Annotated in this window: 24 protein-coding genes; 17 read left to right on the top strand and 7 right to left on the bottom strand. The window is 60.8% G+C overall.

Annotated features, from left to right (window positions below):
* Positions 1-5: 5 nt before the first annotated feature.
* On the bottom strand, positions 6-668 hold the full coding sequence (locus tag MSNKSG1_RS13940; RefSeq protein ID WP_008939928.1) for a transglutaminase-like domain-containing protein: 663 nt from the start codon (positions 666-668) through the stop codon (positions 6-8).
* 95 nt (positions 669-763) lie between these two features.
* Entirely contained in the window at positions 764-1795 is a 1032-nt protein-coding gene (locus tag MSNKSG1_RS13935) for a histone deacetylase family protein (RefSeq protein ID WP_008939927.1), read from the bottom strand.
* 112 nt (positions 1796-1907) lie between these two features.
* Here MSNKSG1_RS13935 and MSNKSG1_RS13930 point away from each other — a divergent pair, with 112 nt between their 5' ends.
* Entirely contained in the window at positions 1908-2507 is a 600-nt protein-coding gene (locus MSNKSG1_RS13930; RefSeq protein WP_008939926.1) for a YgjV family protein, read from the top strand.
* A complete protein-coding gene (locus MSNKSG1_RS13925) occupies positions 2497-2787 on the top strand; it encodes an encapsulin-associated ferritin-like protein (RefSeq protein WP_008939925.1) in 291 nt (96 codons plus the stop codon). Before MSNKSG1_RS13930 ends, MSNKSG1_RS13925 begins: the two co-directional genes overlap by 11 nt.
* Positions 2788-2807: 20 nt before the next feature.
* Here MSNKSG1_RS13925 and MSNKSG1_RS13920 read toward each other — a convergent pair whose 3' ends face one another.
* A complete protein-coding gene (locus MSNKSG1_RS13920) occupies positions 2808-3719 on the bottom strand; it encodes a LysR family transcriptional regulator (protein WP_008939924.1) in 912 nt (303 codons plus the stop codon).
* 104 nt (positions 3720-3823) lie between these two features.
* Here MSNKSG1_RS13920 and MSNKSG1_RS13915 point away from each other — a divergent pair, with 104 nt between their 5' ends.
* The 9 genes from MSNKSG1_RS13915 to MSNKSG1_RS13875 all read left to right on the top strand — a co-directional run bounded on the left by MSNKSG1_RS13915 (position 3824) and on the right by MSNKSG1_RS13875 (position 11744).
* Positions 3824-5197: an aminotransferase family protein gene (locus MSNKSG1_RS13915; RefSeq protein WP_008939923.1), complete on the top strand. Its 1374-nt coding sequence runs from the start codon at positions 3824-3826 to the stop codon at positions 5195-5197.
* 6 nt (positions 5198-5203) lie between these two features.
* A complete protein-coding gene (locus tag MSNKSG1_RS13910; protein ID WP_008939922.1) occupies positions 5204-5905 on the top strand; it encodes a CoA transferase subunit A in 702 nt (233 codons plus the stop codon).
* Positions 5895-6548 carry a 3-oxoacid CoA-transferase subunit B gene (locus MSNKSG1_RS13905; protein ID WP_008939921.1) on the top strand — a complete coding sequence of 218 codons (654 nt, stop codon included), beginning with the start codon at positions 5895-5897 and terminating at the stop codon, positions 6546-6548. The genes MSNKSG1_RS13910 and MSNKSG1_RS13905 overlap by 11 nt, the downstream gene beginning before the upstream one ends.
* The gene (locus MSNKSG1_RS13900) at positions 6548-7831 is read left to right on the top strand and encodes an ArgE/DapE family deacylase (protein WP_008939920.1); all 1284 of its coding nucleotides are present in this window, start codon (positions 6548-6550) and stop codon (positions 7829-7831) included. Before MSNKSG1_RS13905 ends, MSNKSG1_RS13900 begins: the two co-directional genes overlap by 1 nt.
* A complete protein-coding gene (locus tag MSNKSG1_RS13895) occupies positions 7828-9006 on the top strand; it encodes an acetyl-CoA C-acyltransferase (protein WP_008939919.1) in 1179 nt (392 codons plus the stop codon). Before MSNKSG1_RS13900 ends, MSNKSG1_RS13895 begins: the two co-directional genes overlap by 4 nt.
* Before the next feature lie 79 nt (positions 9007-9085).
* On the top strand, positions 9086-9739 hold the full coding sequence (locus MSNKSG1_RS13890) for an amino acid ABC transporter permease (protein WP_008939918.1): 654 nt from the start codon (positions 9086-9088) through the stop codon (positions 9737-9739).
* A complete protein-coding gene (locus tag MSNKSG1_RS13885) occupies positions 9736-10458 on the top strand; it encodes an amino acid ABC transporter ATP-binding protein (RefSeq protein ID WP_008939917.1) in 723 nt (240 codons plus the stop codon). The genes MSNKSG1_RS13890 and MSNKSG1_RS13885 overlap by 4 nt, the downstream gene beginning before the upstream one ends.
* A gap of 3 nt (positions 10459-10461) precedes the next feature.
* A complete protein-coding gene (locus MSNKSG1_RS18735) occupies positions 10462-10923 on the top strand; it encodes a GNAT family N-acetyltransferase (RefSeq protein ID WP_008939916.1) in 462 nt (153 codons plus the stop codon).
* 47 nt (positions 10924-10970) lie between these two features.
* Positions 10971-11744: a transporter substrate-binding domain-containing protein gene (locus MSNKSG1_RS13875; protein WP_008939915.1), complete on the top strand. Its 774-nt coding sequence runs from the start codon at positions 10971-10973 to the stop codon at positions 11742-11744.
* Positions 11745-11807: 63 nt separating this feature from the next.
* Here the strand turns inward: MSNKSG1_RS13875 and gabT are convergent, their stop codons facing one another.
* A complete protein-coding gene (gene gabT, locus MSNKSG1_RS13870; protein ID WP_008939914.1) occupies positions 11808-13079 on the bottom strand; it encodes a 4-aminobutyrate--2-oxoglutarate transaminase in 1272 nt (423 codons plus the stop codon).
* A 49-nt stretch (positions 13080-13128) separates the two neighbouring features.
* On the bottom strand, positions 13129-14595 hold the full coding sequence (locus tag MSNKSG1_RS13865) for an NAD-dependent succinate-semialdehyde dehydrogenase (RefSeq protein ID WP_008939913.1): 1467 nt from the start codon (positions 14593-14595) through the stop codon (positions 13129-13131).
* 125 nt (positions 14596-14720) lie between these two features.
* Between MSNKSG1_RS13865 and MSNKSG1_RS13860 the strand changes: the two genes are divergently transcribed.
* From MSNKSG1_RS13860 to mrtJ, 5 genes are all read left to right on the top strand, one after another.
* Positions 14721-16154, top strand: a complete 1434-nt coding sequence (locus tag MSNKSG1_RS13860) for an aminotransferase-like domain-containing protein (protein ID WP_008939912.1) — start codon at positions 14721-14723, stop codon at positions 16152-16154.
* A gap of 127 nt (positions 16155-16281) precedes the next feature.
* Positions 16282-17808 (top strand): flavin-containing monooxygenase, encoded by a 1527-nt coding sequence (locus tag MSNKSG1_RS13855; protein WP_008939911.1) that lies wholly within the window; start codon positions 16282-16284, stop codon positions 17806-17808.
* Between the two features lie 82 nt (positions 17809-17890).
* Positions 17891-19189 (top strand): hypothetical protein, encoded by a 1299-nt coding sequence (locus MSNKSG1_RS13850; RefSeq protein WP_008939910.1) that lies wholly within the window; start codon positions 17891-17893, stop codon positions 19187-19189.
* A 272-nt stretch (positions 19190-19461) separates the two neighbouring features.
* Positions 19462-20772 carry a DEAD/DEAH box helicase gene (locus MSNKSG1_RS13845; protein WP_008939909.1) on the top strand — a complete coding sequence of 437 codons (1311 nt, stop codon included), beginning with the start codon at positions 19462-19464 and terminating at the stop codon, positions 20770-20772.
* Between the two features lie 127 nt (positions 20773-20899).
* Positions 20900-21376 (top strand): JDVT-CTERM system glutamic-type intramembrane protease MrtJ, encoded by a 477-nt coding sequence (gene mrtJ, locus MSNKSG1_RS13840; protein WP_008939908.1) that lies wholly within the window; start codon positions 20900-20902, stop codon positions 21374-21376.
* Between the two features lie 183 nt (positions 21377-21559).
* Here mrtJ and MSNKSG1_RS13835 read toward each other — a convergent pair whose 3' ends face one another.
* Positions 21560-22300 (bottom strand): OmpW/AlkL family protein, encoded by a 741-nt coding sequence (locus MSNKSG1_RS13835; protein ID WP_008939907.1) that lies wholly within the window; start codon positions 22298-22300, stop codon positions 21560-21562.
* 165 nt (positions 22301-22465) lie between these two features.
* Positions 22466-22930 (bottom strand): winged helix-turn-helix transcriptional regulator, encoded by a 465-nt coding sequence (locus MSNKSG1_RS13830; protein WP_008939906.1) that lies wholly within the window; start codon positions 22928-22930, stop codon positions 22466-22468.
* 90 nt (positions 22931-23020) lie between these two features.
* On the opposite strand from MSNKSG1_RS13830, the gene MSNKSG1_RS13825 reads away from it, so the two are divergent.
* Entirely contained in the window at positions 23021-24133 is a 1113-nt protein-coding gene (locus MSNKSG1_RS13825) for an NADH:flavin oxidoreductase (protein WP_008939905.1), read from the top strand.
* The last annotated feature ends 65 nt before the right edge of the window (positions 24134-24198 follow it).

Below are 24198 nucleotides of genomic sequence, written 5' to 3'. Positions count from 1 at the left end.
TCGTTTCAGGATTCGAGGTCCTGCTCCAGGCTTTGTGATCCCCGCTCTGGAAGATCTTTCTCGAACAGGTGGCCATAAGCCGACCGTATACCGGAAACGATGAAGTCGTGGGGCACGTCGTCGAAGACGCCGTGATTGCTGACATACTCCATGTGTGCTTCTCCGGATTCGGTGTACTCCTGGAACATGGAGTCGTTCACGCCATCGAACTCCAGGGGAGCCACGTTCATCAGCTCGCAGAGCTGGCGGTTGAATGCCGGTGTGGCCTTTACCCATCGCCCGTTGATAAGCAGCTCGATGAATCCATGCATCCGGAACACATCGGATCGCAGCCATTCGATCATTTTGGGACTGGAGAGGTGATTGCGTACATCCGCAAGGCCCAGCCGGCTCGGAATGCCGATGGAACGGGCCGCAGCCCCCAGCAGAACCGCCTTTGGAATGCAGTAGGTCTCGCCGCTGTTCAGGGCATAGCTGGCGGAGAAGGTTCGGGGATCGGTCCGGAACACATAGGGGTTGTACTGGATGCCGTCCCGGACCGCCAGGTAGAGCACCCGGATCTGCTCGATCGGATCGGCTTTCACGCCCCGGAGCTGGGTCTCGATCCAGGCACGGACGTCCGGTTGATCGTAATCGAAAAAGGCGGTTGGTTCGAGATAGCGTTCCATGGAATGTCCGCAAGTCGGAGTATCAGCAATCCATACTGGCTAAATAGCAAGCTACGGGCAATGGCCAATTCCTCCAAAGCCATTGTCCGCACTGCTCAGCGTTTGCCTTCGAATCCCTGCATGACGTTGACGGCATTCACGCCAATGGCGTCCACATCGTAGCCGCCTTCCATGGTGAACACCGTCGGCAGACCCAGTTGCTCAATGCGTTGTCCGAGCGTGAGGTAATCCGACGACGTCAGCTTGAAGAAAGAGATAGGATCGTCCTCGAACGTATCCACCCCCAGGGCCACGACCAGCGCCTCCGGCTGAAACTGCGCGATGCGCTGGCAGGCCGTTTCCAGCCCCTGGCTCCAGACGCTGTAGGGCGTGTTGGGCGGGTAGGGGATGTTCAGGTTGAAACCCTCGCCCTCGCCTTCACCGATTTCATCGTCGAATCCCAGGAAGTGTGGGAACACCAGATCGGGATCGCCGTGCAGGCTGATGGTCAGGACATCGCTCCGGTGGTAGAAAATGGCCTGGGTGCCGTTGCCATGGTGGAAGTCCACGTCGAGGACCGCCACTCGCTGGTAGCCCTGATCCCGGAAGGCCTGCGCCGTAATGGCCGCATTGTTGAAGAAGCAGTAGCCGCCAAACAGATCGGCATGGGCGTGATGGCCCGGCGGGCGGCACAGGGCAAACGCTGCCCGCTCTCCGCCGGCCACCAGTTTCTGGGCGGTGAGGGCCACGTTGGCGGACGCCCGTGCGGCTTCCCAGGTGCCTTCCGAGATGGAGGTGTCGGCGCCGAGGCTGAAGTAGCCGACACGGCCGTCAATGTCCTTGGGCAAACGATGGCGCATGCCCCGGCCGATCCAGAAGGTGGGAATGATCTCTCCACGCTTGCCGTCCGCCACCCACTCATCCCAGCAGGTTTCCAGAAAGCTTACATAGTCGTCGGTGTGGACCCGCTTGATGGGTTCCAGCCCGAATTCCTCCGGTTCAAGGATCTCGCCCAGCGCCTGGTCCCTGACCCTCGCCAGAATGGTTTCCGCTCGGGACGGTTTCTCGTGGGGCTCGATCAGCAGGCCGCCGTCCAGTTCGGTTTTGACGTGGCGACGGCTGTGCAGGGGCGAAAAAACGGTTTTCATGGCAGTGCGTCCGGGTTGTTAGACTGAATGGACTGTCGCATACAGCCCCGATTGGCTCAATGACTCCGATTGTGGCAGGGTCGCGACCCAGACGGGGAGAGGGAAAACCGATATGAGCACCGCGGAGATCTTCGGGCAGATTTTTGGCGTTATCGCCCTGGCGTTCTGCATCGCCGGTTTTGCCAACCGGAACGACGACCGCCTGATGGTGTTGCTGATTTCCGCCAACGTCGCCTTCGCCCTGATGTTCGCCTGCTTCCAGAGCTGGACGGCGGCGGCATTGACGGTGCTGGTGATCGTGCGCATTACCCTGGCCCGCCAGTACCAGGGTAGCTGGACGCTTATGTCATTGCTGCTGGCCGTGAACCTTGTTGTAGCCTGGGCTACCTGGAGATCGGTAACGGATATCTTCCCGCTCACGGCAGCGGTGTTTGGCACCGTCGGCATGTTCATGTTGCGGGGTATTCCGCTGCGAATCGTACTCGGCCTTGCCGCGCTGTCGTGGATGCTCAACAACATAGTCATCGGCTCGCTGGGCGGCACGCTGGCCGAAGGTATGGTTCTGGTGACCAATATCATCACCATCGTTCGGCTGTATCGTCTTGAGAAAAAGTATCCGGCATTGTCGGAGGTAACGGACTGGTCTAAGGTCAAAAGATCCCGAACACCGAACCTGAAGCAATCCAATCAAGGAGCAGAACATGGCAAGTGACAGCTACCACGAACCGATCAACGAACTGAGCGACGACACCCGGGACATGCACCGGGCGATCAGTTCCCTGATGGAAGAATTCGAAGCAGTGGACTGGTATAACCAGCGCGTGGATGCCTGTAAGGATCCCGAATTGAAGGCGATCCTTGAACATAACCGGGACGAAGAGAAGGAACACGCGGCCATGGTGCTGGAGTGGATCCGGCGCAAGGACCCGACCATGGACAAGCACCTGAAAGAATTCCTCTTCCGGGATGGGCCCATCGGCCACCACGACTGATCCGGTTGCGGTCCGCTGAACTAGTCCGGGTACGTTTTCAGCAGCTCGTTACCGGTTTGGCGGATCGAATCCAGTGCCCGGACGTTTTTCCAGTCTTCCCGATAGACCATCCCGAAGCTGAATGAGATGGTGGGGGCAAATGGCCGCATCACCACATCGGACCGCCCCACCAGTTGATCCGTTGCCGTGATCGGGTTCATCACGCTGATGCCGACGCCGCTGGCGACCAGCGCGGCGATAGCGCCAATATTCGACTCTGTTTTGCCGGCGATTGAAATAGAGTGGCTGGCGGCCAGATGGAGCAGGGGATCGGCACCGACATTGGGCTGGTTACTGATCACCAGGTATTGATCCCGCAGATCCTCAATGGTGACTTCGTCCTTCTCGGCCAGAGCGTGTCCCCTGGGCAGCAGGCATCGGGCATGGGTGGTCAGCCATTCTTCAATGCGAACCAGCCGGGAGCTTACCGGCAAAGTGACAAAGCCGATGTCGGCGTGGCCGGACTCCACTTCCCGCAGTACATCGTGGCTGGACATCATGTCGAAACTGATACTGAATCCCCGGTTTTGCTCAAGCAGGGTACCGATCAGCCGGGGCACAAATCCGAATGCCAGCCCCGGAATTGCCGCGATGCGCAGGCGCGAAGTGCCGAATTCCTTCAGGGCCAGGACGCTGTGCCGCAACTCCTCAATGTTACCCATCAACCGGAGAATTTCCTCATAAAGCTCGTGGGCTTCCGGGGTGGCAACGAGCCGGTTTTTTTCCCGCAGAAACAGCTGGATACCCAGGTTTTCCTCAAGCTGGGCCAGTGACCGGCTGACTCCGGACTGGGTGATCCCCAGCGTCCGTGCAGCCTGGGAGGCACTACCCGCTTCCAGCAGTGTTTTGAAGATCGCGAGGGATTTCAGCGAATGTATGTTGACGTCAGGCATGAGTAAAAGTCATCGAATCCGGTAAAAAAATCATATCTTGAAATAGTTTCACATATCTTTCTAGACTGAATTTCATACACAGTACAACGATAACGGATTGCAACATGTCATCTTCTCCCCTGTTCTACCAGGCTGGCCCTGCCATGCCAGAGGTTTCCCACGGACGCGGTGTGTTTCTCTGGGACACCGACGGCAAGGAATACCTCGATGGCTGTTCGGGCGCGATTTCCTGCAATCTGGGTCATCACCACGAGGGCATTCGTGATGCGATGCTGGCCCAGCTCGACCGGGTCGCCTTTACCTACCGTACCCAGTTCGAGAATGGCCCGGCGATGGCCCTGGCCGAAGCATTGGTGGACATGACCAACCACGATCTCGAGAAGGTCTTTTTTGTGTCCAGCGGTTCGGAAGCGGTGGAATCTGCGATCAAGCTGGCCCGACAGTATTTCGTGGCTCGGGGCGAATCCCAACGCCGTCACTTTGTCTCCCTTCGTCCCTCCTATCACGGCAGCACGCTGGGTGCGCTGGGTATCACCGGATACCAGCCCCTGGAGGCACCGTTCGCCGACATTACCCAGGGATCGATCAAGGTGCCCGGTCCGGATTTCTACCGCCACACCGAGGCGGACGACGACGCACACATCCGCAAGGTGCTCCAGGAGACCCGCGAACGGATCGAGGCTGTGGGAGGCGATCGCATCATTGCAGTGGTCCTGGAACCGGTCGGTGGCGCGAGCACCGGCGCCCGGATGGTCAACAAGGCTTATCTGGAAGGCATCCGCCAGCTGTGTGACGAAATTGGCTGCCTCCTGATCTACGACGAAGTCCTCTCGGGTGTTGGCCGTACCGGTACCTGGTTTGCGTACCAGCAGTGGGGCGTTGCGCCGGACCTCCTGACCACCGCCAAAGGGCTGGGCGCCGGCTACTACCCGGTGGGCGCGCTCCTGTGTCGCAGTGAACTGGTGGATACCGTGATGGCCAGTGGCGGGTTCCAGCACGGCCACACCTATGCCGGTAACCCGCTGGCCTGTGCCACGGGCCTGGCTGCGGTGGAAGCCATCCGCAATGAGAATCTGCTCGACAACGTCGCTGCCCGTGGCGAGCAGCTGCGTGACGGACTCCAGGCGCTGAAGGCGCGATTCGACTGTATTGGCGACGTCCGCGGTACCGGTGTCCTCTGGGGCGTTGAGCTGGTTATGGATCCCGACTCCAAATCGCCGTTTCCGGCGGACGCCAACCTGTTCGCCAAAGTCACCGCCCTGGCGAAAGAGGAAGGGCTGCTGATCTATCCCCGACGGACCCTTGATGGCGTTGCCGGCGATCATTTCCTGGTCAGCCCGCCACTGAACATTACCGAACAGGAGGTCGGCATCCTCCTGGAGCGATTGAGCCGCGCCATGGAGCGCCTTGAGGCAGAAGTGGTCGCGCCCCTCATGGCATCCATTGCTCAGTCCGAGACTGAACGCACGACAGGTTGAACCGGTATGACACTGCTGAACCAGAAATACGCGTCCGTGGAAGACGCCATCGCGATGATTCCTGACGGGGCTTCCATCATGGTCGGTGGCTTCGGGTCGCCGGGCACACCGTTCGCCTTGCTGGACGAATTGCTGGCCCAGGGGCAGAAAGGGCTGACCCTGATCAAGAACGATGCCAACGAACCGGACATCGGTATCGGCCGACTGATCCGGGCCGGCCGGGTGGACCGGCTGATCACGTCGCACATCGGGCTGAACCGTGTCGCCATTGAAGAAATGAACCAGGGCCGGCTGGCGGTGGAGATGTACCCGCAGGGGATTCTGGTCGAGAAAATCCGTTGTGCCGGCGCGGGCCATCTGGGCTTTCTGACCGACATCGGTCTCGAAACGGAAATCGCCCGGCAGCGCCGCGAGATCGAACTCAACGGCCAGACCTGCGCCATCGAGCCCGCCATCAATGCGGACTTCGCACTGATCCACGCAGACATCGCCGATACCTACGGCAATCTGGCCTATCGGGGAACCGCCATCAATTTCAACCCGCTGATGGCGATGGCTGCCGACAGCGTGATTGCCCAGGCCTACCAGGTGGTGTCACCCGGAGAGCTCAAGCCAGAGGCTGTCCATACTCCCTGCGCCTTTGTGAACCGCGTGGTGCAGGTGGATCCGGCATCCAGTGAACAGGGGATACGCGCTCATGCCGTCTGATCAGGAAAGAATACTCGCCCGGGCCGCGCGGGAAATCCTGCCCGGCCAGATCGTGAACCTGGGCATCGGGTTGCCGACACGCCTGTTCCATTACATGCCCGACGACCTGGAAGTGCTGGTGCATTCGGAGAACGGTGTGCTTGGCTGTCAGCCCCTCGCCGACGGCAGTACCCCGGATTACGAGATGATCGATTCCGGCGGTGCCTACATCGGCACCCGCCCCGGAGCCAGTGTCTTCGACAGCGCGCTCTCGTTCGCCATGATCCGCCGCAGTCGCGTGGATGTGACCTTCATGGGTGCCTTCGAGGTGGATGAGCAGGGCAATCTCGCCAACTGGAAGATACCCGGCAAGTTTTCCCCGGGTATCGGCGGCGCCATGGAGCTGGCCCAGAAGGTGGAAAAGCTGGTGGTGCTGTGCTCCCACAACGACAAGCACGGCAATTCGAAGATCCTCAAACAGTGCCGGTTGCCCCTGACCGCGCCCCGGTGTGTCTCGCTCATCGTGACAGAAAAAGCCGTGATGGAAGTGACCGACGAAGGGCTCGTGGTCCGCGACATTGCCGAGGGCCTGGACGTGGCCACGCTGCGTGCCGCTACCGAAGCCGAGCTGATCATCGATGAAAGCCGGATCGGGAGGTTCTGATGCTCACCGCCACCGAAAGCCGTATCCTGGAATGTTGCGATGAGGTGATGGACGATGCCCTTACGCTCACCCGCGAACTGGTCAAAGGCTACAGTGTCCTGGGGCAGGAGAACGGGGCCCTGGAGACCATGGAGAACTGGTTCCAGCGCCTGGACCTGCCGGTGGAGCGGGTGCCGCTGGATGCCCCGGGCTTCGCCGACCATCCTCACCGGGCGCCCACCGAATGGTCCAGTGACGGCCGATACAACCTGGTTTCCCGACTCAATCCTTCCTCCGAAAAACCCCATCTCGTATTCAATGGCCACCTGGATGTGGTACCCGCCGAACCGACCGATATGTGGACACGGTCGCCCTGGGAACCCTGGGAAAAAGACGGCTGGCTCTATGGCCGGGGTGCCGGGGATATGAAAGCTGGCATCGCCGCCATGGTGATGGCGGTAGAAGCGGTGCGCCGCGCCGGCGTCGAGATCGATTTTCCCCTGACGCTGCAAACGGTGATCGAGGAAGAGTGCACCGGGAATGGTGCACTGGCCTGTCTGCACCAGGGCTACACCGGTGATTTCGTGCTGATTCCCGAGCCCTTCGGCGCCCAGATCTACAGTGGCCAGGTGGGGGTGCTCTGGTTCCGCATGCGGATCGACGGCGTTCCGGCCCACGTGTTGGACACCCGTGCCGGCCAGAACGCCATCGAGATCCTTCAGTCCTACCTGCCGGCGTTCAAATCGCTGGAAGAAGAAATCAATGCCATGCCCCGGCCGGCGCCCTATCAGGAGAAGGATCACCCCTTCAATCTGAGCATTGGCAAGATCGAGGGTGGCAACTGGGCGTCCAGCGTGCCGGCCCACGCGGTGCTTGAGGGGCGCGTCGGCTTTCCCCCGGGCGTGTCGCCGGATGAGATCATGAACCGGGTCCGCGAGGTGATCGCGGACCACCACCGTTCCCTGGGAGACGGCGCCCCGGAGCCTCGCGTGGAATTCCACGGTTTCCGTTCCGAAGGTCACCTGGTGGATCTGGAAACCCCGGGCATCCGGTTGCTGTCGCGGTGCCATGAGGACCTCGTGGGCGAACCTCCGGCCCATTATCTCTCTACCTGCACGACCGATCTGCGGGCGTTTCATGTGTCCGGGGGCATTAATGGCACCTGCTATGGGCCGGTCGCCCAGCGCATCCACGGTGTCGATGAATGCGTCGAGATCGAATCGATCCGGCAGGTACTGACGACCTATGCGCTGTTCCTGAGTCGCTGGGCGACCGACACGGAATCAGCAAGGAGTGTGTTATGAACGACGCCTATATCGCCGATTACGCCCGCTCCGCCTTTACCCGGGCACACCCCCGGAAGCCGGAGGTGGATGCCTGGTCCGGTCAACGGGGCGATGTCCTGCTGGGGCAGGTGATCGATGCCCTGCTGGATCGAACCCGGGTGCCGGGGACAGCCATCGAGGATCTGAGCGTGGGCTGCGCCCTGCCGGTCAAGGAGCAATGGAGCTTCGGCGGTCGTTATCCGCAATGGCTGTCAGAATTGGGCGTGCAGTGTCCCTCGCGGCAGATCGATCAGCAATGTGGATCGGGCCTTGCGGCTCTGCGTTCCACCGTCCGGGAGATCCAGGCCGGTGCGATTCGTGTCGGCATGGCGGGCGGGTACGAGAATATGTCCCGCGTTCCGATGGGCCCCACCCTGTTCAAGGAAGGGGTGCTGACGGTTCCCGACCTCTTGCAGCAGTCCGGGGCACTGGATCTGACCGTGGCGATGAACATGGGCCTGACCGCTGAACGCCTGGCGCGTGAATTCCGACTCTCCCGTGAGGCAATGGATACCTTTGCCGTGCGGTCTCATCAGCGGGCCGCCAGTGCCGAGCAGGAGAACTGGTTCGCGGGCGAACGGCTGTCCCTGAACAATCCGGAGGGTGACCTTGTGGCACACGATGCCAACATCCGGCCGGATACCAGTGCCGAACGCCTTGCCGAACTCAAGCCTGCATTCGCCGAAGACGGGCAGATAACGGCGGGCAACAGTTCCCCGCTGACCTCCGGCGCCGGTGCGGCGCTGGTGATGTCCGAGGCGGCGCTCGGCGAATATGGCCTGGAGCCACTCGCCCGGGTGGTTCAGGTGGTGGATTGCGGCGTGACGCCGGAATGCATGGGCGCCGGGGCTGCCGTGGCGGCGGAACGCGCCGTGCAAGCCGCCGGCCTGAGCATCGGGGAGATCGATGCCTGGGAAATCAACGAAGCCTTCAGCGCGGTTCCGCTCTACGCCATCAAGGCACTCGATATTGATCCTGAGCGGGTAAACATCTTTGGTGGCGCCCTGGCACTGGGGCATCCACTGGGAGCAACCGGTATTCGCCTGGCGGGAACGCTGGCGCGCACGTTGCAGCGTCAGGGCGGCCGTTACGGGTGCGCCACGGCCTGTGTCGGCGGTGGTCAGGGGATCGCCATGATACTCGAACGTTGCTGATGGCCGGTCGGCCGGCAACACGTATTGCTCTAATCAACAATAAAACTGTGCCAGTACAACGACCTACAGGAATCTAACAATGACGTCGTTTTTTGAAAACCTCATCTCTACGTTTCCGGCCTTCATGGAGGCTGCCTGGATGACGCTCCGCCTCACCGGCGTGTCGCTGGTGCTTGCGCTGGTCATCGGCCTCATTTTCGCACTGATGAAGGTCACCGGAGTCCGTTGGTTGGGCATTGTCTACAACGGCTACGTCGGCATCATCCGGGGTACGCCACTGATTGTTCAGATCATGTGGCTGTATTTTGGTATCACCCAGATCGTCGTGCTGTCCGCCTTCTGGGCCGGCACCATTGCGCTGGCCATCCACAGCGGCGCCTACATCGCCGAGATTTTCCGGGGCTGCATCCAGTCCGTGGACAAGGGCCAGATGGAGGCCGCGGAGTCCCTGGGCATGAAGCGGGCGCTGGCCATGCGCCGGGTGATCCTGCCTCAGGCCCTGAAACGGGCCATTCCGCCACTGGGCAACCAGTTCATCATCGGCTTGAAAGACTCGTCCCTGGTGGCGTTCATCGGTATCACCGAAATCTTCAGCCTGTCCATGGACAACGCCGCGGTGACCTTCAAACAGCTGGAGTTCTACAGCATCGCGGGTCTCTATTACCTGGCCATGGTGGCCATTGTCACCTTCGTTCTGAGTCGTGTTGAAAACCGGATGGATACAGCCAAATGATCAAAGTCGAGAAACTCCACAAGTATTTCGGTGACCTCCACGTTCTCAAGGGGGTCGATCTCGAAGTGGCGCCCCAGGAAGTGGTGGTCATGATCGGTGCCAGCGGTTCGGGCAAGAGTACGCTGCTGCGCTGCCTCAACTTCCTGGAAATGAAGAACCAGGGCCGCATCCTGATTGACGGCAAGGAAGTGGATCCTGCCACCACGCCCCTGAACGAGGTGCGCGAACATGTCGGGATGGTGTTCCAGCACTTCAACCTGTTCCCGCACATGACCGTGCTCGAGAACGTGATTGAGGCGCCGGTGCACGTCAAGAAGGTGCCCAAGGCCGAGGCGATCAAACGGGGCAAGGAGCTCCTGGAGAAAGTCGGGCTGGGGGATAAGGGCGACGTTTATCCCGAGAAACTGTCCGGCGGTCAGAAACAGCGGGTGGCCATTGCCCGGGCTCTGGCCATGGAGCCTTCCGTGATGTTGTTTGACGAGCCGACCTCGGCGCTGGATCCGGAGCTCGTTGGCGAGGTGCTGGAGGTCATGAAAGGGCTCGCGGCGGATGGCATGACCATGGTCGTGGTGACTCACGAAATGGGCTTTGCACGGGAAGTCGCGGACCGGGTGGTCTTTCTGGATAACGGGATGATTGCCGAGCAGGGCGATCCGGAAACCTTCTTCCAGAACCCGCAGCATCCGAAGGCGAAGCAGTTTCTCAGCCGGGTGCTGTAGCCGATGAGCATCACGATCCAGCCGCTGGAGCCGCGATTTATCGAACAGCTGGCGGCCTGGCACCAGGCGGAGTGGTATCACCTGGACAGTTCGGTGAACGAGGCCGTCCGGAGACAACGGCTGGCCGCGCATTGCGATACCCGTTCGCTGCCGGCCACGTTCGTTGCGCTTGAGGATGGAACGCTGATCGGCAGCGTCTGCCTGGTGGCGGAGGATACGCCGGACCGGCCGCAGTATTCACCGTGGCTGTCCCGGATCTATGTGGCGCCGGATCAGCGTGGCAAGGGGATCGGTAAATTGCTGATCGAGCGTGCAAAGGAGGAAATGCGTCGACAGGGCCACGACGCGCTGTACCTGATCACGGAGGATAAGGGCCCGTACTACGCCCGGATGGGGTGGCACAAAGTGGAAAACTACCAACTCAATAATCACCCAGTGGACATCATGGGAATCTCATTGCTCTGAAGAGAGTCGTGCTGATTCCACCAAAAAAAGAGAGAGGGGAACACACAATGAAAAAACTGATTCGAAACCTGATGGGGGTCGCCAGTGCGTTTGTCATTGCGGCGACAATCAACGTGACACAGGTCGATACCGCGCAGGCGGCCGACAAAGAGGTGTTTACCTACGCCATGACCGGCCTGTATCCGCCGTTCAGCTTCCGCAAGGGTGGTGAGCTCTCCGGTTTTGACATGGAAATCGGCCAGGCCCTGGCAAAGGAAATGGGCATGCAGCCCAACCCGGTTGCCAACCCTTGGCAGACCCTGATCGCAGCGCTCAAATCCGGCCGTTTTGATGCCATCATCGGGAGTATGGCAATCACCCCGGAGCGCCAGAAGCAGGTCAATTTCACCGATCCGTACTACAGCTCCGGTGCCCAGGTGTTTGTCAGCACCGACAACAAGGACATCACCGATGTCGAGGGTATCCGTGGCAAGAAGATCGGGGTACTGGTCTCCAGCAGCTTTGCCGATGCCGCGAAGAAATACAGTGACAACATCGTGACCTATACCGATGACGTGACCGCACTGCGGGATCTGACCGTTGGTGGCCGTGTCGATGCGGTGATCACCGACCAGTTGATCGGGGAGAACGCGATCCTCAATGCCGGCCTGGGCGTCAAGCCGCTGGGCGATCCGATCTACGTTGACGACATCGGTATTGCGGTCAACAAAGGCAACGAAGCCCTGGTCGACAAGCTCAACAAGGCCCTGGCTACCATCAAGGCCAATGGCGAATACGCGAAGATCTCCAAGAAATACTTTGGCCGCAACATCGCCGAATAAAGCGATTGTCGGGCAAGGATAAAGCAGTGACGGGCCGGGGTTGTTCACCCCGGCCCGGTCGTTTCAGCACAGCGCTTCCAATGCGCCTTCAATGACGTTCAACCCTTCTTCCAGAACGCTCTCTTCCACGGTGATCGGCACCAGGATACGAATGGTATTGCCGTAGAAACCGCAGGACAGCAGGATCAGGCCGTGTTCCCGGGCCTTGGCGCAGACTGCCTGGGTGAGTTCCGGATCCGGATTGCCGTCGCTGTCGAGCAGTTCGAACGCGGCCATGGCGCCCAGGTGACGGGGATGACCGACCCGCAGGAAACGCCGTTCCCAAGCGGCAAAGCGATCGCCCAGCTTTTCACCCAGCTCGGTGCTGCGCTCCAGGATGTTTTCCTCCTCGATGACCTCAATCACCGCCAGCGCCGCCGCGCAGGACAGTGGGTTGCCGCTGTAGGTGCCGCCCAGGGAGTTGGGGCCGGAACCGTCCATGACTGCAGCGGTGCCGACCACGGCCGACAAAGGCATTCCGTTGGCCAGGCTCTTGGCGGTGGTGATCAGATCGGCCTCGATACCGCTGTGTTCCAGCGCGAACAGCTTGCCGGTGCGGGCAAAGCCGGACTGCACCTCGTCCACGATCAGCAGGATGCCATGCTCATCGCACAGCTTCCGCAGTGCCTGCAGGTAGGCGGGGGAGGCAATGTAAAAGCCGCCTTCGCCCTGGACGGCTTCAATCACGATGGCCGCCGTACGGTGGGGCGCGATATCGGTTTTGAACAGGGTGTTCAGGGCCTTCAGTGACGCCTCGTCGCTGATACCGTGGATGGGGTTGGGGTAGGGTGCACGGAACACGTCCCCCGGCATCGGACCGAAATCGTTCTTGTAGGGCAGGACCTTTCCGGTCATCGCCAGGGTCATCATGGTGCGGCCATGGAAGGCACCGTCGAAGGTGATGATGCCGGTTCGGCCGGTTGCGGCCCGGGCGATCTTGATGGCGTTTTCCAGGGCCTCGGCGCCGGTATTCACGAGCATGGCCTTTCGCTTCGGACCCCTGACCGGAGCCAGCTGACACAGCTTCTGGCACAGCTGTACGTAAGGGGCGTAGGACATCACCGCCGCACTGGTGTGCATCACCTTGTTCAGCTGCGCCTGAACCGCTTCGACAATCCGGGGATGGCGGTGGCCCAGGTTGAGCACCCCGATGCCGCCGGCAAAGTCGATCCAGCGCTGGCCGTCCGCATCCCAGATTTCGGCGTTTTCGGCCCGATCGGCATACTGTGTGGTGGGAGTAGCGGCGCCGAAGGCCACGTATTCTTCTTTCAGGGCATTGAGTTCTGCGTTGTTCATGGTGTTACTCCTTGTGACGGTTGCCCGATGCCAGGCAGATCGGGGCGGATCAGAAACCGCCCAGGCAGACGTATTTGAGTTCGGTGAATTCATCCAGTCCGAAGTGGGAGCCTTCCCGGCCCAGCCCGGACTCCTTCATGCCGCCAAACGGCGCCAGTTCCGTGGAAATCAGGCCCTCGTTGACGCCCACCATGCCGTATTCCAGACCTTCCATGGTGCGCCAGATACGGCGGTAGTCGTTGGTGTAGAAATAGGCGGCCAGCCCGAAGGGCGTGTCATTGGCCATTTCAATGGCTTCATCGATGTCGCTGAAACGGAATACCGGAGCCAGTGGGCCGAAGGTTTCTTCGCCGGCCACGGCCATCTCGCGGGTCACGCCCGCCAGAACGGTCGGATTGAAGAAGGTATGACCCGCTTCCGGGGCCTGTCCCCCGCAGGTGACCGTGGCGCCCTTGCCGATGGCGTCGTCGATATGGCGCTGGACTTTCTCGACGGCGGCCGGGTTGATTAGGGGCCCGATGACCACCTCGTCCTCCAGTCCGTTGCCGACCTTGAGGGTCCGGACCTTTTCGGTCAGCTTCTCCACGAAGGCGTCATAGACGTTGTCCTGAACCAGGAACCGGTTGGTACAGACGCAGGTTTGTCCGGCGTTACGGAACTTGGACGCAATGGCGCCCTCGACGGCGGCGTCGAGATCGGCGTCGTCAAACACGATAAACGGGGCGTTGCCGCCCAGTTCCATGGAGGTTTTCTTCACCGTGGAGGCGCACTGGGCCAGCAGCTTTTTGCCCACCGGGGTTGAACCGGTAAAGGACAGTTTGCGAACACGGGGGTCGGTGCAAAGAACTTCACCCACGGCGGCGGGCGACGAAGCGGTGACCACACTGATGGCGCCTTCCGGTACGCCCGCCTGCAGTGCCAGCCGTGCCAGCGCCAGCGCGGTGAGTGGGGTGGCTTCGGCCGGCTTGATCACGACGGTACAGCCGGCGGCGAGTGCCGGGGCACATTTGCGGGTGATCATCGCCAGTGGGAAGTTCCAGGGGGTGATGGCAGCGACCACGCCCACGGGCTCGCGCATCACCAGCAGGCGTTTGCTGGCTGCGGGAGAGGGCAGGGTTTCCCCGGTCATGCGCTTGGCTTCTTCGGCGAAGAACTCGATAAAGGAGGCGCCATAGCCCACCTCGCCGCGGGCTTCCGCCAGTGGCTTACCCTGCTCCAGCGTCATCAGTCGCGCCAGTTCGTCGGCATGGTCGGTGACCAGATCGAACCAGCAGCGCAGAACCGCGGAACGTTCCTTGGCGGAGACCCGTTTCCAGGACTGGCCGGCCAGCTCGGCTGCGGCGATGGCGGCGCGCGTGTCGCCGGCACTGCATTCCGCGACCCGGGCCAGGACGTCGTGGGTCGCCGGGTTGGTCACGTCGAATCGGTCCTCACGCTGACACCATTGATTGCCGATCAGTGCCGGGACATCGTTGTTGAGCACGCTGGACAGCAAAGGCGTGTCTGAGTGGTTCATTTGCCAAATCCTCGCAAAAGTGACTGGAATGTCCGGCACCGTAGCAGGTAGGCTGATCAGCAGGAATGAACCACTTTTTAGTTCAAGTGAACCACTTTTCTTGGTCGCTAGCCGTCAGGGTTGCCATGAACAGAGAGACCACAGCCATCGATCCCCTCCCGAGCCTGGCCCGTCGCTATCGGCAGCAGCCCATGAGTCTCAGCAAACAGGTTCGGGTGCAGCAGGCCTTGCGGCATCTGATTGAACAGGAGTGGCCCTCGGGCATGAAGTTGCCCTCGCACCGGGATATCTGCCGCGAACTCGGATTGGCCCGAAATACGCTGGCTGGTGCGGTCACCGCCCTGGTGGAGGAGGGGCTGTTGATGACTGGTCACGGTCAGGGTACCTGGACCCATCGGCCACCATCGGGGGTGTCGCTGCCGGAGCGTCCATCGCTGGACGGTTTGTCGGGCCGGGCGCGTGAACTGCTCAGCCAGCCGGGCGCGGCCGAAGTGCAGAGTGGTGCGTTTGTTCCGGGCATACCGGACATCGCCCAGTTCCCCATGCGCAAGTGGCGACAGCTCTATGCCAGTGTCACCGTGCCTCAGAATGCCCTGCTGTTGTCCTATTCAACCGGGGGGTACGGCCCACTGAAACGGGCCATCCGGGATTTTCTCCGCCGTTGGCGACATTTTGACTGCGATTCGGAGCAGATCATCATCACCGAGGGCACCCACAATGGTCTGGAACTCTGTGCCCTGGCATTGGCGGACAGTGGCGACCAGGTGGCGATGGAGTCGCCCTGTTACTGGGGGGCGCGAAACGTATTCACCGCGAGCGGCCTGAGGATCGGAATGGTGCCCTGGTATCCCGGTGAGGGTCATCGGGTCGGCGCGGGGATCTCGCCCAGGTTGCTGTATCTGACGGGCTCGCAGCATTATCCCTTGAGTGTACCCACCTCGAAGGAGGACAAGCAGGCGTTGTGCGAGCGCCTGTCCCCGGACTACATCATCGAAGACGACTACGAATTCAACGGCCAGCCGGACACCCGGCTGGTATTCGATCCGCGCTCCCGGAACCACATTCTCGCGGGCTCCTTTTCCAAGCTGCTGTTTCCGGGATTGCGCCTGGGCTACCTGGTGGTACCGCACCATCTGGCGGCCACCATCAGCCGGCTGCGCAGTGAAGTATTCCGGGAGGGCCGGATGCTGGACCAGGCGGTGCTCGCGACCTTCATCGCCAATGGCGATCTGGACCTATGGTACCAGCGCATCCAGAAAGAGTATCTGGCTCGGCAACAGGTGATGCATGATCAGCTTTGCCAGGTGCCGGCCATTATTCAGGTGTCGGCGCCCAGTCGCGCCATCAGCCTGTGTGTGCAGTTCGCAGACCAGGTTGATGACGTTCGGGTGACCCGGCAATTGTTACGGCACCATTTCATTGTCAAACCCCTCAGTGTGGTGTGCGCGCCGGGTGATCGGCGTAGCGGGTTGATTCTGGGCGTTGGTATGCTGGACCGGGACTCCCTGAGGAAAGAGGCTATCCGTTTCCGGGAAGTTTTGAAGCGACTGACCGTCTGAACGTGCAGAGCGTGTGGTATGGGCCAATTTTCGCCGCTTTCAAAGTCGTTACCTTGGAGCCATAACAACCCGGTTGCCGTGGATCACGGACCAACCGACAAGACTTCATCTCTTGTGAGGCCGCACCATGAGCCAACATCACTTTGACGTTCTGATCATCGGCGCCGGCGTATCCGGCATCGGCATGGCCTGCCACCTGAAACGGGAGTGCCCGGGCAAGTCCTTCGCCATCCTTGAACGTCGTCAGTCACTGGGCGGCACCTGGGATCTGTTTCGCTATCCCGGCATCCGGTCGGACTCGGACATGTTCACCTTTGGCTACAATTTCCGGCCCTGGACTGGCGGCAAGGTGCTGGCCGATGGCGCCTCGATCAAGAATTACGTCCGGGAAACCGCCCGGGAAAACAACGTCGACCGGCACATCCGATACGGACTGAAGGTGATCACCGCGGACTGGTCCAGTGCCGACAAATGCTGGACCGTGGTGGCCGAAGAAGAATCGACCGGCGAACAGCAGACCTTCACCACGGAGTTCCTGGTCGGCTGCACCGGCTATTACAACTACGATCACGGCTACAAACCCGACTTTCCGGGTGAGAGTGATTTCAAGGGGCAGGTGGTTCACCCGCAGCACTGGCCGGAGGATCTGGACTACGCCGGCAAGAAAGTCGTCGTGATTGGCAGTGGCGCTACCGCCATAACGCTGGTGCCCACCATGGCGGAGAAGGCGGCGCATGTGACCATGCTGCAGCGCTCACCCACCTACCTGATGCCGCTGCCATCGACGGACAAAGTGACCCTGGGTCTGCAGAAGGTCCTGCCGGAAAAGCTGGCGTACCGGCTGACCCGGGCACGCAACATTTCCATTTCCCGGTTGCTGTACCAGCGGTCGCGGAAGAGCCCCAGGGCCATGCGCCGGCTGTTCCTGTCGATCATCCGTCGGCAGCTGGACGGCAAGGCCGACATGCGCCACTTCACCCCCGATTACAATCCCTGGGACCAGCGGCTGTGTGTGGTCAAGGATGGCGATCTGTTCGATGCCATAAAATCGGGCAAAGCCTCCATTGCCACAGACCATATTGAACGGTTTACCGAGACCGGTATCCGGTTGAAGTCCGGGGAGACGCTGGAGGCGGACATCATCATTCCGGCTACGGGGCTGGAGATCCAGATGCTTGGCGGTATCAAGCCGCGGGTGGACGGCCAGGCCGTCGTCATGCGGGACAAGATCATCTACAAGAACGTGATGGTGGAGGGGATACCCAACGCAGCCATGATTTTCGGCTACACCAACATCTCCTGGACCCTGAAAGTCGACATTGCCGCCGAATACCTCTGCCGATTGCTCAACCTCATGGACAAGCGGGGCTATCGCTCGGTCGTGGCCCGGGATACCGGGGACAGCCGAGGCGAGGACACCATTCTTGGTTCGCTGAACTCCGGCTATATCAAACGGGCCGATGATCGACTGCCCCGGCAGGGCACCCACGGGCCCTGGAAATCCACCCAGAACTACCTGGAAGACGTGAAGACCCTTCGGTTCGAACCGATCGAGGACGGCTACCTGGAATTCGACGGGAAACGGACACGGGCCGGCGCAGAAGCGTCGGGGGGTTTTCTGCGGCCACTGCGATCAGCGCTGTTCGGTTCGTAAGACCCGATCATCCGCATAATGGCGGATAGCCTTGGCTACGTAGCTTCCTTATGATGGCGCGTCCATCATAAGGAAGTCGTCCTTGCATCGCCTACGTTCACTGCTCGCTTACATTGCTTTGCTGGCCGCCGTTCTCTCGCTGTTACCGGGAGCGGCGTACGCTGGTGCGCTTGCCGTGGCGCTCGCAGTCATCCTGGGCTGGGGCGATATGCGCCGTGTGCCGAAGGTGGTGTTTTCAGCGGCCCTGCTGGGACTGTTCTACGCCCTCATCCGCGACCCGGCCCTGATTGACGGTGCCGTGGCCAATGTGACCCGTCTGGCGGGTCTGATCCTGGCCGTCATGCTGCTGTCCCACGTCCTGGGACGTTCCGGCGATCTGCAGCGGATTTCGGCGAGTCTGTTTGGCGGGCGGCCCACGCCCCGATACCTGAGCCTTGCCTTTGGAACCGCGCTGGTGTCCATTCCCCTGAATTTTGGTTCGGTGGCGGTAGTGGGCAGCCTGGTGTCCGAGCGGATCCGCGCCGGGGGCGATTCTGCCGCCACCCGCAACGCGACCCGGGCGGTTCTGCGCGGCTTTGGCGTTGCCCCGACGTTTTCCCCGTTGTCTATCTCGGTGGTGCTGACACTGACCCTGCTTCCGGGGTTGGGGAGCCTTCAGTTGCTGTCGCTGGCCGTTCCCTTTGCGTTCCTGATGGTGCTGGCGGGACTGGTCTGGCGGGAGCCGGAATCCACCGGCGGTGATCCGGAGAGGCCGGCGGGAAAGGGACCCTGGTTGCGCTTCGGTGGCCTGATCCTGGCGATCTGTCTGGGGGTATTTGTCCTGAGTCACCGCTATGGCTTCAACTATGCCTATGCCGTCACTCTGAGCTGTCTTGCCGCGGTTCTGGGCGGGCGTGTACTGGCCTGGAGTCGGGGCAGCAACCCGCCGGTGGCCGATATGGCGCCGGTCAGCAACGAACTGGCGATTGTGGGCGGCTCTGCGTTTATCGGGGCTGTGATCAGCGGCGTGGTATTGGGGAATATTCACGGCGATACCCAGTTGCCGGTCTGGGGCTGGTCATTGCTGGCCGCTGCAGTGCCCTGGGTGTTCTTTGTCTCCGGCCTGGCCGGCATTAACCCGATCGTGATCGGCACGCTCGTCGGCGGGATCCTGGGCTCGGTCTGGCCATCGTCCGCGCTGGTTGGCCTGGGGCTGGCCATGGTGACCGGCTGGGGAATTACCGCCTTTGGGACCCCGTTTGCCGCCAACGCCCTGATCATGGAGCGGTTGACCGGCTACCGGGCGGTGGACGCCTCCTTTCGGTGGAGTTTCGGGCTATCGTTGTCCGGTCTGGCTTTCTCCAGCCTGATGACGGCGGCGCTCACCTTTGGTCTCGTCTGATCCCGGATGGCCCGGGGCCCTTGCATTACACAAATACCTATAGTGTTCCTGTACCGCCTCTGGTATGGTGCCTGCATCCTGCCTCTAGGGATTCCGCAGTTTCCGGCCACAGGCCGCCCTTGCGAACCATCCATACGACCTGTCAGAGGACGTCCCGCCGCTACCGGCGCGAGACTGTAGTCGTCATTTTTCCATGAATCATCATGGCTTCTGCCCGCATTCGCCGATCGACGGTGTTCGTGGAGGCAGATTCAATCAAGAGTTTATTCTATATGAGTTTTTCTTCACTCGGTTTGTCCGAGCAACTGGTCCGTGCCACCACCGACCAGGGTTATGAAACCCCGTCCCCCATTCAGGCCCAGGCTATTCCTGCCGTTCTTTCCGGAAAGGACGTTATGGCCGCGGCACAGACCGGCACCGGTAAGACCGCCGGTTTCACCCTGCCTTTGCTTCAGCGACTGGCCGAACAGCCGCGCACCGGTAAAGGCCCGCGGGCACTGATTCTGGCCCCGACCCGGGAGCTGGCCGCGCAGGTTCACGACAGCGTGGCCCTGTACAGCAAATACATGCCGACCCGCTCCGCCGTGGTGTTCGGGGGTGTGAAAATCAATCCGCAGATGATGAAGCTGCGCAAGGGACTGGATGTGCTGGTGGCGACACCGGGACGCCTGCTCGACCTGTACCAGCAGAACGCGGTTCGCTTCAACGAAGTGGAAATCCTGGTACTGGACGAAGCCGATCGGATGCTCGACATGGGCTTTATCCGCGACATCCGTAAGATCCTTGCGCTGTTGCCCGCGAAGCGCCAGAACCTGCTGTTCTCCGCCACTTTCTCCAATGACATCCGGAAGCTGACCCAGGGTCTGCTGAATGATCCGGTTCAGGTGGAAGTAGCGGCTCGTAATACCACTGCCGAAAAAGTGAAGCAGTCGGTCTATCCGGTAGACCAGAGCCAGAAAACCGCATTGCTGAGCAAGCTGGTCCGCGACAACAGCTGGGAGCAGGTGCTGGTATTCACCCGCACCAAGCACGGTGCCAATCGCCTGACCAAGAAGTTGGAGCAGGATGGCATCACCGCCGCAGCCATCCACGGTAACAAGTCCCAGGGCGCCCGCACCCGAGCGCTGGCCGAGTTCAAGCAGGGCGATATCCGGGTGCTGGTCGCAACCGACATCGCGGCCCGCGGCCTTGATATCAAGCAGCTGCCTCAGGTGGTGAATTTCGAACTGCCGAACGTGCCGGAAGACTACGTGCACCGGATCGGCCGTACCGGGCGTGCCGGTGAAAGTGGCCATGCGCTGTCGCTGGTCAGTGCCGATGAGGGCAAATTGCTGGCAGGCATTGAGAAGCTGATCAAGAAGCAGCTGCCACGCAAGGAAGTGGAAGGTTTCGAGCCGAAGAATAATCTGCCCCTGAAACCCAAAGCCAAGGCCGATCCGAGCAAGGCCCGAGGTCGCGGTGGCAACGGCGGCGGCAATGGCCGACCGGCTGGCAAACCCCGCAGTTTTGGCGCCAGACCCGGTGGTCGAAGCAGTGGCCGCAGCCAGGGGAGTGGCCAGCAGGGTCGGCGCCAAAGCGCCTGATCCCGGTTCCCGTCACACAACAATGCGGAGCTTTGGCTCCGCATTGTTGTTTCTGATGACCTGACTTGCAGGATCTGGTTGGATTAACATTCAGACCTGACAAGTGATCCGGATAGTCCCGAAACCAATGGATGCCAGTTCGCCCCTCAAGGATCAGCTCGGCCTGATCGCCCCGAAACGTTTGTTCACAGACCGGCTTTTTCTGTTGGCGCTGTTTTCCGGCTGTGTGCTGAGTCTTTTTATCGGGGCTCTGTTCGATGCCGGGGGCTGGCTCGATCGGGGCTGGATGCCGCTGTTGTCCCTGGTTCTCTGGGCCCCTGTGGTCGAGGAGCTGGCCTTTCGGGGTGTGGTACAGGGATATCTGTCCACCGGGATCTGGGGCAGGAGAACCATTGTCGGTCTTTCGGTCGCGAATATCGTGGCCGCCGTTCTGTTCACCGCATGGCACCTGGTCTATCGCACCGATCTGACGGCATGGCTGGTGTTCTTTCCCGCGCTGGTCTTTGGTTATTTCCGGGATCGTCACGGCTCTCTGGTGCCCTGCATGATCCTGCACGCGGCCTACAATGCCGCGCTCCTGCCTGGTGGATATCTGGCTTCCTGAATCACGACGGCCGGGAATCATCCGCGAAATATCCGCCCCGAAAGTCGAACACCCCGACGTCGGTATCGTCTCAGGTGCAGTAACCGGGATGAACAGGCATAAAAAAGCGGGGCCGGAGGCCCCGCACAGGAGAACGCACCCTCCGGCGACCCACAGACCAGGAGTCGCCGGATGGCACGGGGATCAGAATTTATAGGATACGCCGACCATGTAGACCCAGGGATCGATGGAAACATCGATAGTGCTCTGGTCCACAAAGGAATCATCAGCAGCATAGGCGTTGATGGTGGCGTCGGTGTCGATGTCCGCCCACCAGACCGCCGCATTGATGCCGACATTCTCGGTGACTGCGTAGTCCATGCCCAGTTCTGCGGCCAGACCCCAGCTGTCGTCCAGGTTGAGCTTGGTCCGGTCGATAGTGCCGACCGGGGTGTTCAAGTTGTTGTGTGCTACCGAATCGTAGGTATTGGTAAGCGTGCTGGTGGTTTTCTCGTCGAAGAAGTTGGTGTAATTCACACCCACACCGACGTAAGGCTGGAACTTGCTGCCGCTGGGCATCGGGAAGTACTGCAGGGTCACGGTCGGTGGCAGGTGCTTGGTTTCACCCAGCTTGCCGGCGCCACTCAGGGCACCGTCGCCCTTGATGTCGTGTTTGAACGGGGTTGCGCCCAGCACACCCACCGCAAACTGGTCGGTGATCATGTAGGTCAGGGTAATCCCGAGCTGGGTGTTGGAATCGACGCTTACTTTGGCGCCATCAATCTCGCCTACAGCGTCGGACTTCAGGTTGCCACTGGAGGAATCCGGATCCACCGTGACCACGCCCAGGCGCCCAATCAGATCACCTGCTTCATAAGCGTGAGCCATGGGTGCAGTCGCCATGACTGCCGCTGCCAGAATACCGAGTTTAATAGAGTAAGACATGGGCCATCTCCTTGATCAGAATCGTTGATGAACACAGGTTAATGATCGCGGGATGGACAAACTTGATATAAAACAATAAAGGCTGGCGGCCAGGCGGGCTTTAGTGGCCGGATTGACGCAACTCAAGAAATCGTGGGTTTTGCAGGGATTGAGCCGGAGTCTGGCCTAGCCCTTTTTCGCCTCGGGCAGGCTGTCTTCGGGCATGAAGACGTCGCGGATGCTCAGGGGCTGCCCGTCGGCATCACGGACCTGGACCATTTGTACCGGACGGCCGGTGGCGCGGTCTCTGAGATTCAGCGCCGGTTGTTCCGGAGCCGGATTCCACTTGTCGCCCCACTGGCGCAGCGCGATAACCACCGGAAACAGGTCCCGACCTTTTTCGGTCAGACGGTATTCAAAGCGGGAGCCGTGTTCCCCCACATCCACCTTCCGCAGGACGCCGTTGTCGACCAGGCGGCCGAGCCGATCACACAGGATATTCTTGGCGATGCCCAGTTCCTGCTGGAAATCCACGAACCGCCGGGTGCCATACATGGCGTGCAGCACAATCAACAGGGACCACCAGTCGCCGACCTCATTCAGGGCGCGGGCAACGGAGCAGCTGGAATCATCAAAACGTTTTCTGGCCATACCCGCCAGTGTACCGAATAGGGTTGCATCTTAAAACCAGATTTAATAAGGTTGCTTTAAGAAACCAAATTAGTGAGGTTGCACATTATCATGAGCATGAATCTTGGCCCGCTGTTCGAACCGTTTGAAACCCAGAACCTGAAGCTGCGCAACCGCGTGGCAATGGCACCCATGACGCGCAACTTCTCGCCCAACGGTGTTCCGGGGCAGGATGTGGTCGACTATTACCGTCGTCGTGCCGAGGCCGGCATCGGCCTGATCATTACCGAAGGTACGACGGTGAACCATCCTGCGGCCAGCGGATATCCCAATGTTCCGAGATTCCATGGCGATGACGCCCTTGCCGGCTGGAAAAAGGTCGTCGACGCGGTGCACGAGGCGGGTGGCGCCATCTTCCCTCAGCTCTGGCACGTCGGGGCCGTCCGCAAAGAAGGGGTCGAGCCCTACCCGGAAGTTCCCGGATACAGTCCGTCCGGACTGTTTGCCCCGGGCAAGCCCAACGGCAAGGCCATGACGCAGGACGACATCCAGGACGTGATCAAGGCGTTTGCCGATGCCGCCCAGGATGCCAAGGCGCTGGGATTTGACGGGGTTGAGATTCACGGTGCCCACGGCTACCTGCTCGACCAGTTCCTCTGGGAGGGCACCAACCAGCGTGACGACGAATACGGTGGCAGCATGGAAAAGCGGTTGCGGTTCGTGGTGGAAATTGTGGAAGAAGTCCGCCATCGCGTTGGCCCGGATTTTCCGGTGATGCTGCGTTTTTCCCAGTGGAAGCAACAGGACTACGAAGCGAAGCTGGTGCACAGCCCCGAGGAGCTGGATCGCTTTCTTCAGCCCCTGGTTGAAGCTGGAGTGGACATTTTCCACGCTTCCACCCGCCGATTCTGGGAGCCGGAGTTTGAGGGTTCCAACCTGAACCTTGCAGGCTGGACCCAGAAGCTGACGGGCGTCCCCACCATGTCGGTGGGCAGCGTCGGCCTGACCGAGGACTTCATCAGCGGCACCTTTGCCAGCAAGAAAGAAGCCGTGGAGAAAGCCGGTATCGACGAACTGGTGGAGCGCATGAACAACCACGAATTCGAGCTGATCGCCGTTGGCCGGGCCCTGCTCCAGGATCCGGAATGGCTGGTCAAGGTCAAAGAGGGCCGGCTGGAAGAAGTGGAAGCCTTCGCCAAGAAATCCCTCGCCAAGCTTTACTGATCGACCCTTCGATCGTACCCCTGCCGCAGCGCCGCGAGGCCTGCGGCTTTTTTTTGCCTGTGCGG

It is taken from the genome of Marinobacter santoriniensis NKSG1 (genome assembly GCF_000347775.1).
In the GTDB taxonomy this organism is placed as follows: Bacteria; Pseudomonadota; Gammaproteobacteria; order Pseudomonadales; family Oleiphilaceae; genus Marinobacter; species Marinobacter santoriniensis.
This window is presented reverse-complemented; position numbering and strand designations above follow the sequence as displayed.

What these genes read in the sequence shown, in the direction of transcription:
- MSNKSG1_RS13830 (WP_008939906.1), bottom strand. Translation starts at nt 22,930, where the DNA reads ATGGCCAGAAAACGTTTTGATGATTCCAGCTGCTCCGTTGCCCGCGCC.
- MSNKSG1_RS13910 (WP_008939922.1), top strand. Translation starts at nt 5,204, where the DNA reads ATGACACTGCTGAACCAGAAATACGCGTCCGTGGAAGACGCCATCGCG.
- mrtJ (WP_008939908.1), top strand. Translation starts at nt 20,900, where the DNA reads ATGGATGCCAGTTCGCCCCTCAAGGATCAGCTCGGCCTGATCGCCCCG.
- MSNKSG1_RS13895 (WP_008939919.1), top strand. Translation starts at nt 7,828, where the DNA reads ATGAACGACGCCTATATCGCCGATTACGCCCGCTCCGCCTTTACCCGG.
- MSNKSG1_RS13855 (WP_008939911.1), top strand. Translation starts at nt 16,282, where the DNA reads ATGAGCCAACATCACTTTGACGTTCTGATCATCGGCGCCGGCGTATCC.
- MSNKSG1_RS13865 (WP_008939913.1), bottom strand. Translation starts at nt 14,595, where the DNA reads ATGAACCACTCAGACACGCCTTTGCTGTCCAGCGTGCTCAACAACGAT.
- MSNKSG1_RS13885 (WP_008939917.1), top strand. Translation starts at nt 9,736, where the DNA reads ATGATCAAAGTCGAGAAACTCCACAAGTATTTCGGTGACCTCCACGTT.
- MSNKSG1_RS13845 (WP_008939909.1), top strand. Translation starts at nt 19,462, where the DNA reads ATGAGTTTTTCTTCACTCGGTTTGTCCGAGCAACTGGTCCGTGCCACC.
- MSNKSG1_RS13930 (WP_008939926.1), top strand. Translation starts at nt 1,908, where the DNA reads ATGAGCACCGCGGAGATCTTCGGGCAGATTTTTGGCGTTATCGCCCTG.
- MSNKSG1_RS13860 (WP_008939912.1), top strand. Translation starts at nt 14,721, where the DNA reads ATGAACAGAGAGACCACAGCCATCGATCCCCTCCCGAGCCTGGCCCGT.
- MSNKSG1_RS13825 (WP_008939905.1), top strand. Translation starts at nt 23,021, where the DNA reads ATGAGCATGAATCTTGGCCCGCTGTTCGAACCGTTTGAAACCCAGAAC.
- MSNKSG1_RS13890 (WP_008939918.1), top strand. Translation starts at nt 9,086, where the DNA reads ATGACGTCGTTTTTTGAAAACCTCATCTCTACGTTTCCGGCCTTCATG.
- MSNKSG1_RS13905 (WP_008939921.1), top strand. Translation starts at nt 5,895, where the DNA reads ATGCCGTCTGATCAGGAAAGAATACTCGCCCGGGCCGCGCGGGAAATC.
- MSNKSG1_RS13925 (WP_008939925.1), top strand. Translation starts at nt 2,497, where the DNA reads ATGGCAAGTGACAGCTACCACGAACCGATCAACGAACTGAGCGACGAC.
- MSNKSG1_RS13915 (WP_008939923.1), top strand. Translation starts at nt 3,824, where the DNA reads ATGTCATCTTCTCCCCTGTTCTACCAGGCTGGCCCTGCCATGCCAGAG.
- gabT (WP_008939914.1), bottom strand. Translation starts at nt 13,079, where the DNA reads ATGAACAACGCAGAACTCAATGCCCTGAAAGAAGAATACGTGGCCTTC.
- MSNKSG1_RS13835 (WP_008939907.1), bottom strand. Translation starts at nt 22,300, where the DNA reads ATGTCTTACTCTATTAAACTCGGTATTCTGGCAGCGGCAGTCATGGCG.
- MSNKSG1_RS13935 (WP_008939927.1), bottom strand. Translation starts at nt 1,795, where the DNA reads ATGAAAACCGTTTTTTCGCCCCTGCACAGCCGTCGCCACGTCAAAACC.
- MSNKSG1_RS13875 (WP_008939915.1), top strand. Translation starts at nt 10,971, where the DNA reads ATGAAAAAACTGATTCGAAACCTGATGGGGGTCGCCAGTGCGTTTGTC.
- MSNKSG1_RS13940 (WP_008939928.1), bottom strand. Translation starts at nt 668, where the DNA reads ATGGAACGCTATCTCGAACCAACCGCCTTTTTCGATTACGATCAACCG.
- MSNKSG1_RS13900 (WP_008939920.1), top strand. Translation starts at nt 6,548, where the DNA reads ATGCTCACCGCCACCGAAAGCCGTATCCTGGAATGTTGCGATGAGGTG.
- MSNKSG1_RS13920 (WP_008939924.1), bottom strand. Translation starts at nt 3,719, where the DNA reads ATGCCTGACGTCAACATACATTCGCTGAAATCCCTCGCGATCTTCAAA.
- MSNKSG1_RS18735 (WP_008939916.1), top strand. Translation starts at nt 10,462, where the DNA reads ATGAGCATCACGATCCAGCCGCTGGAGCCGCGATTTATCGAACAGCTG.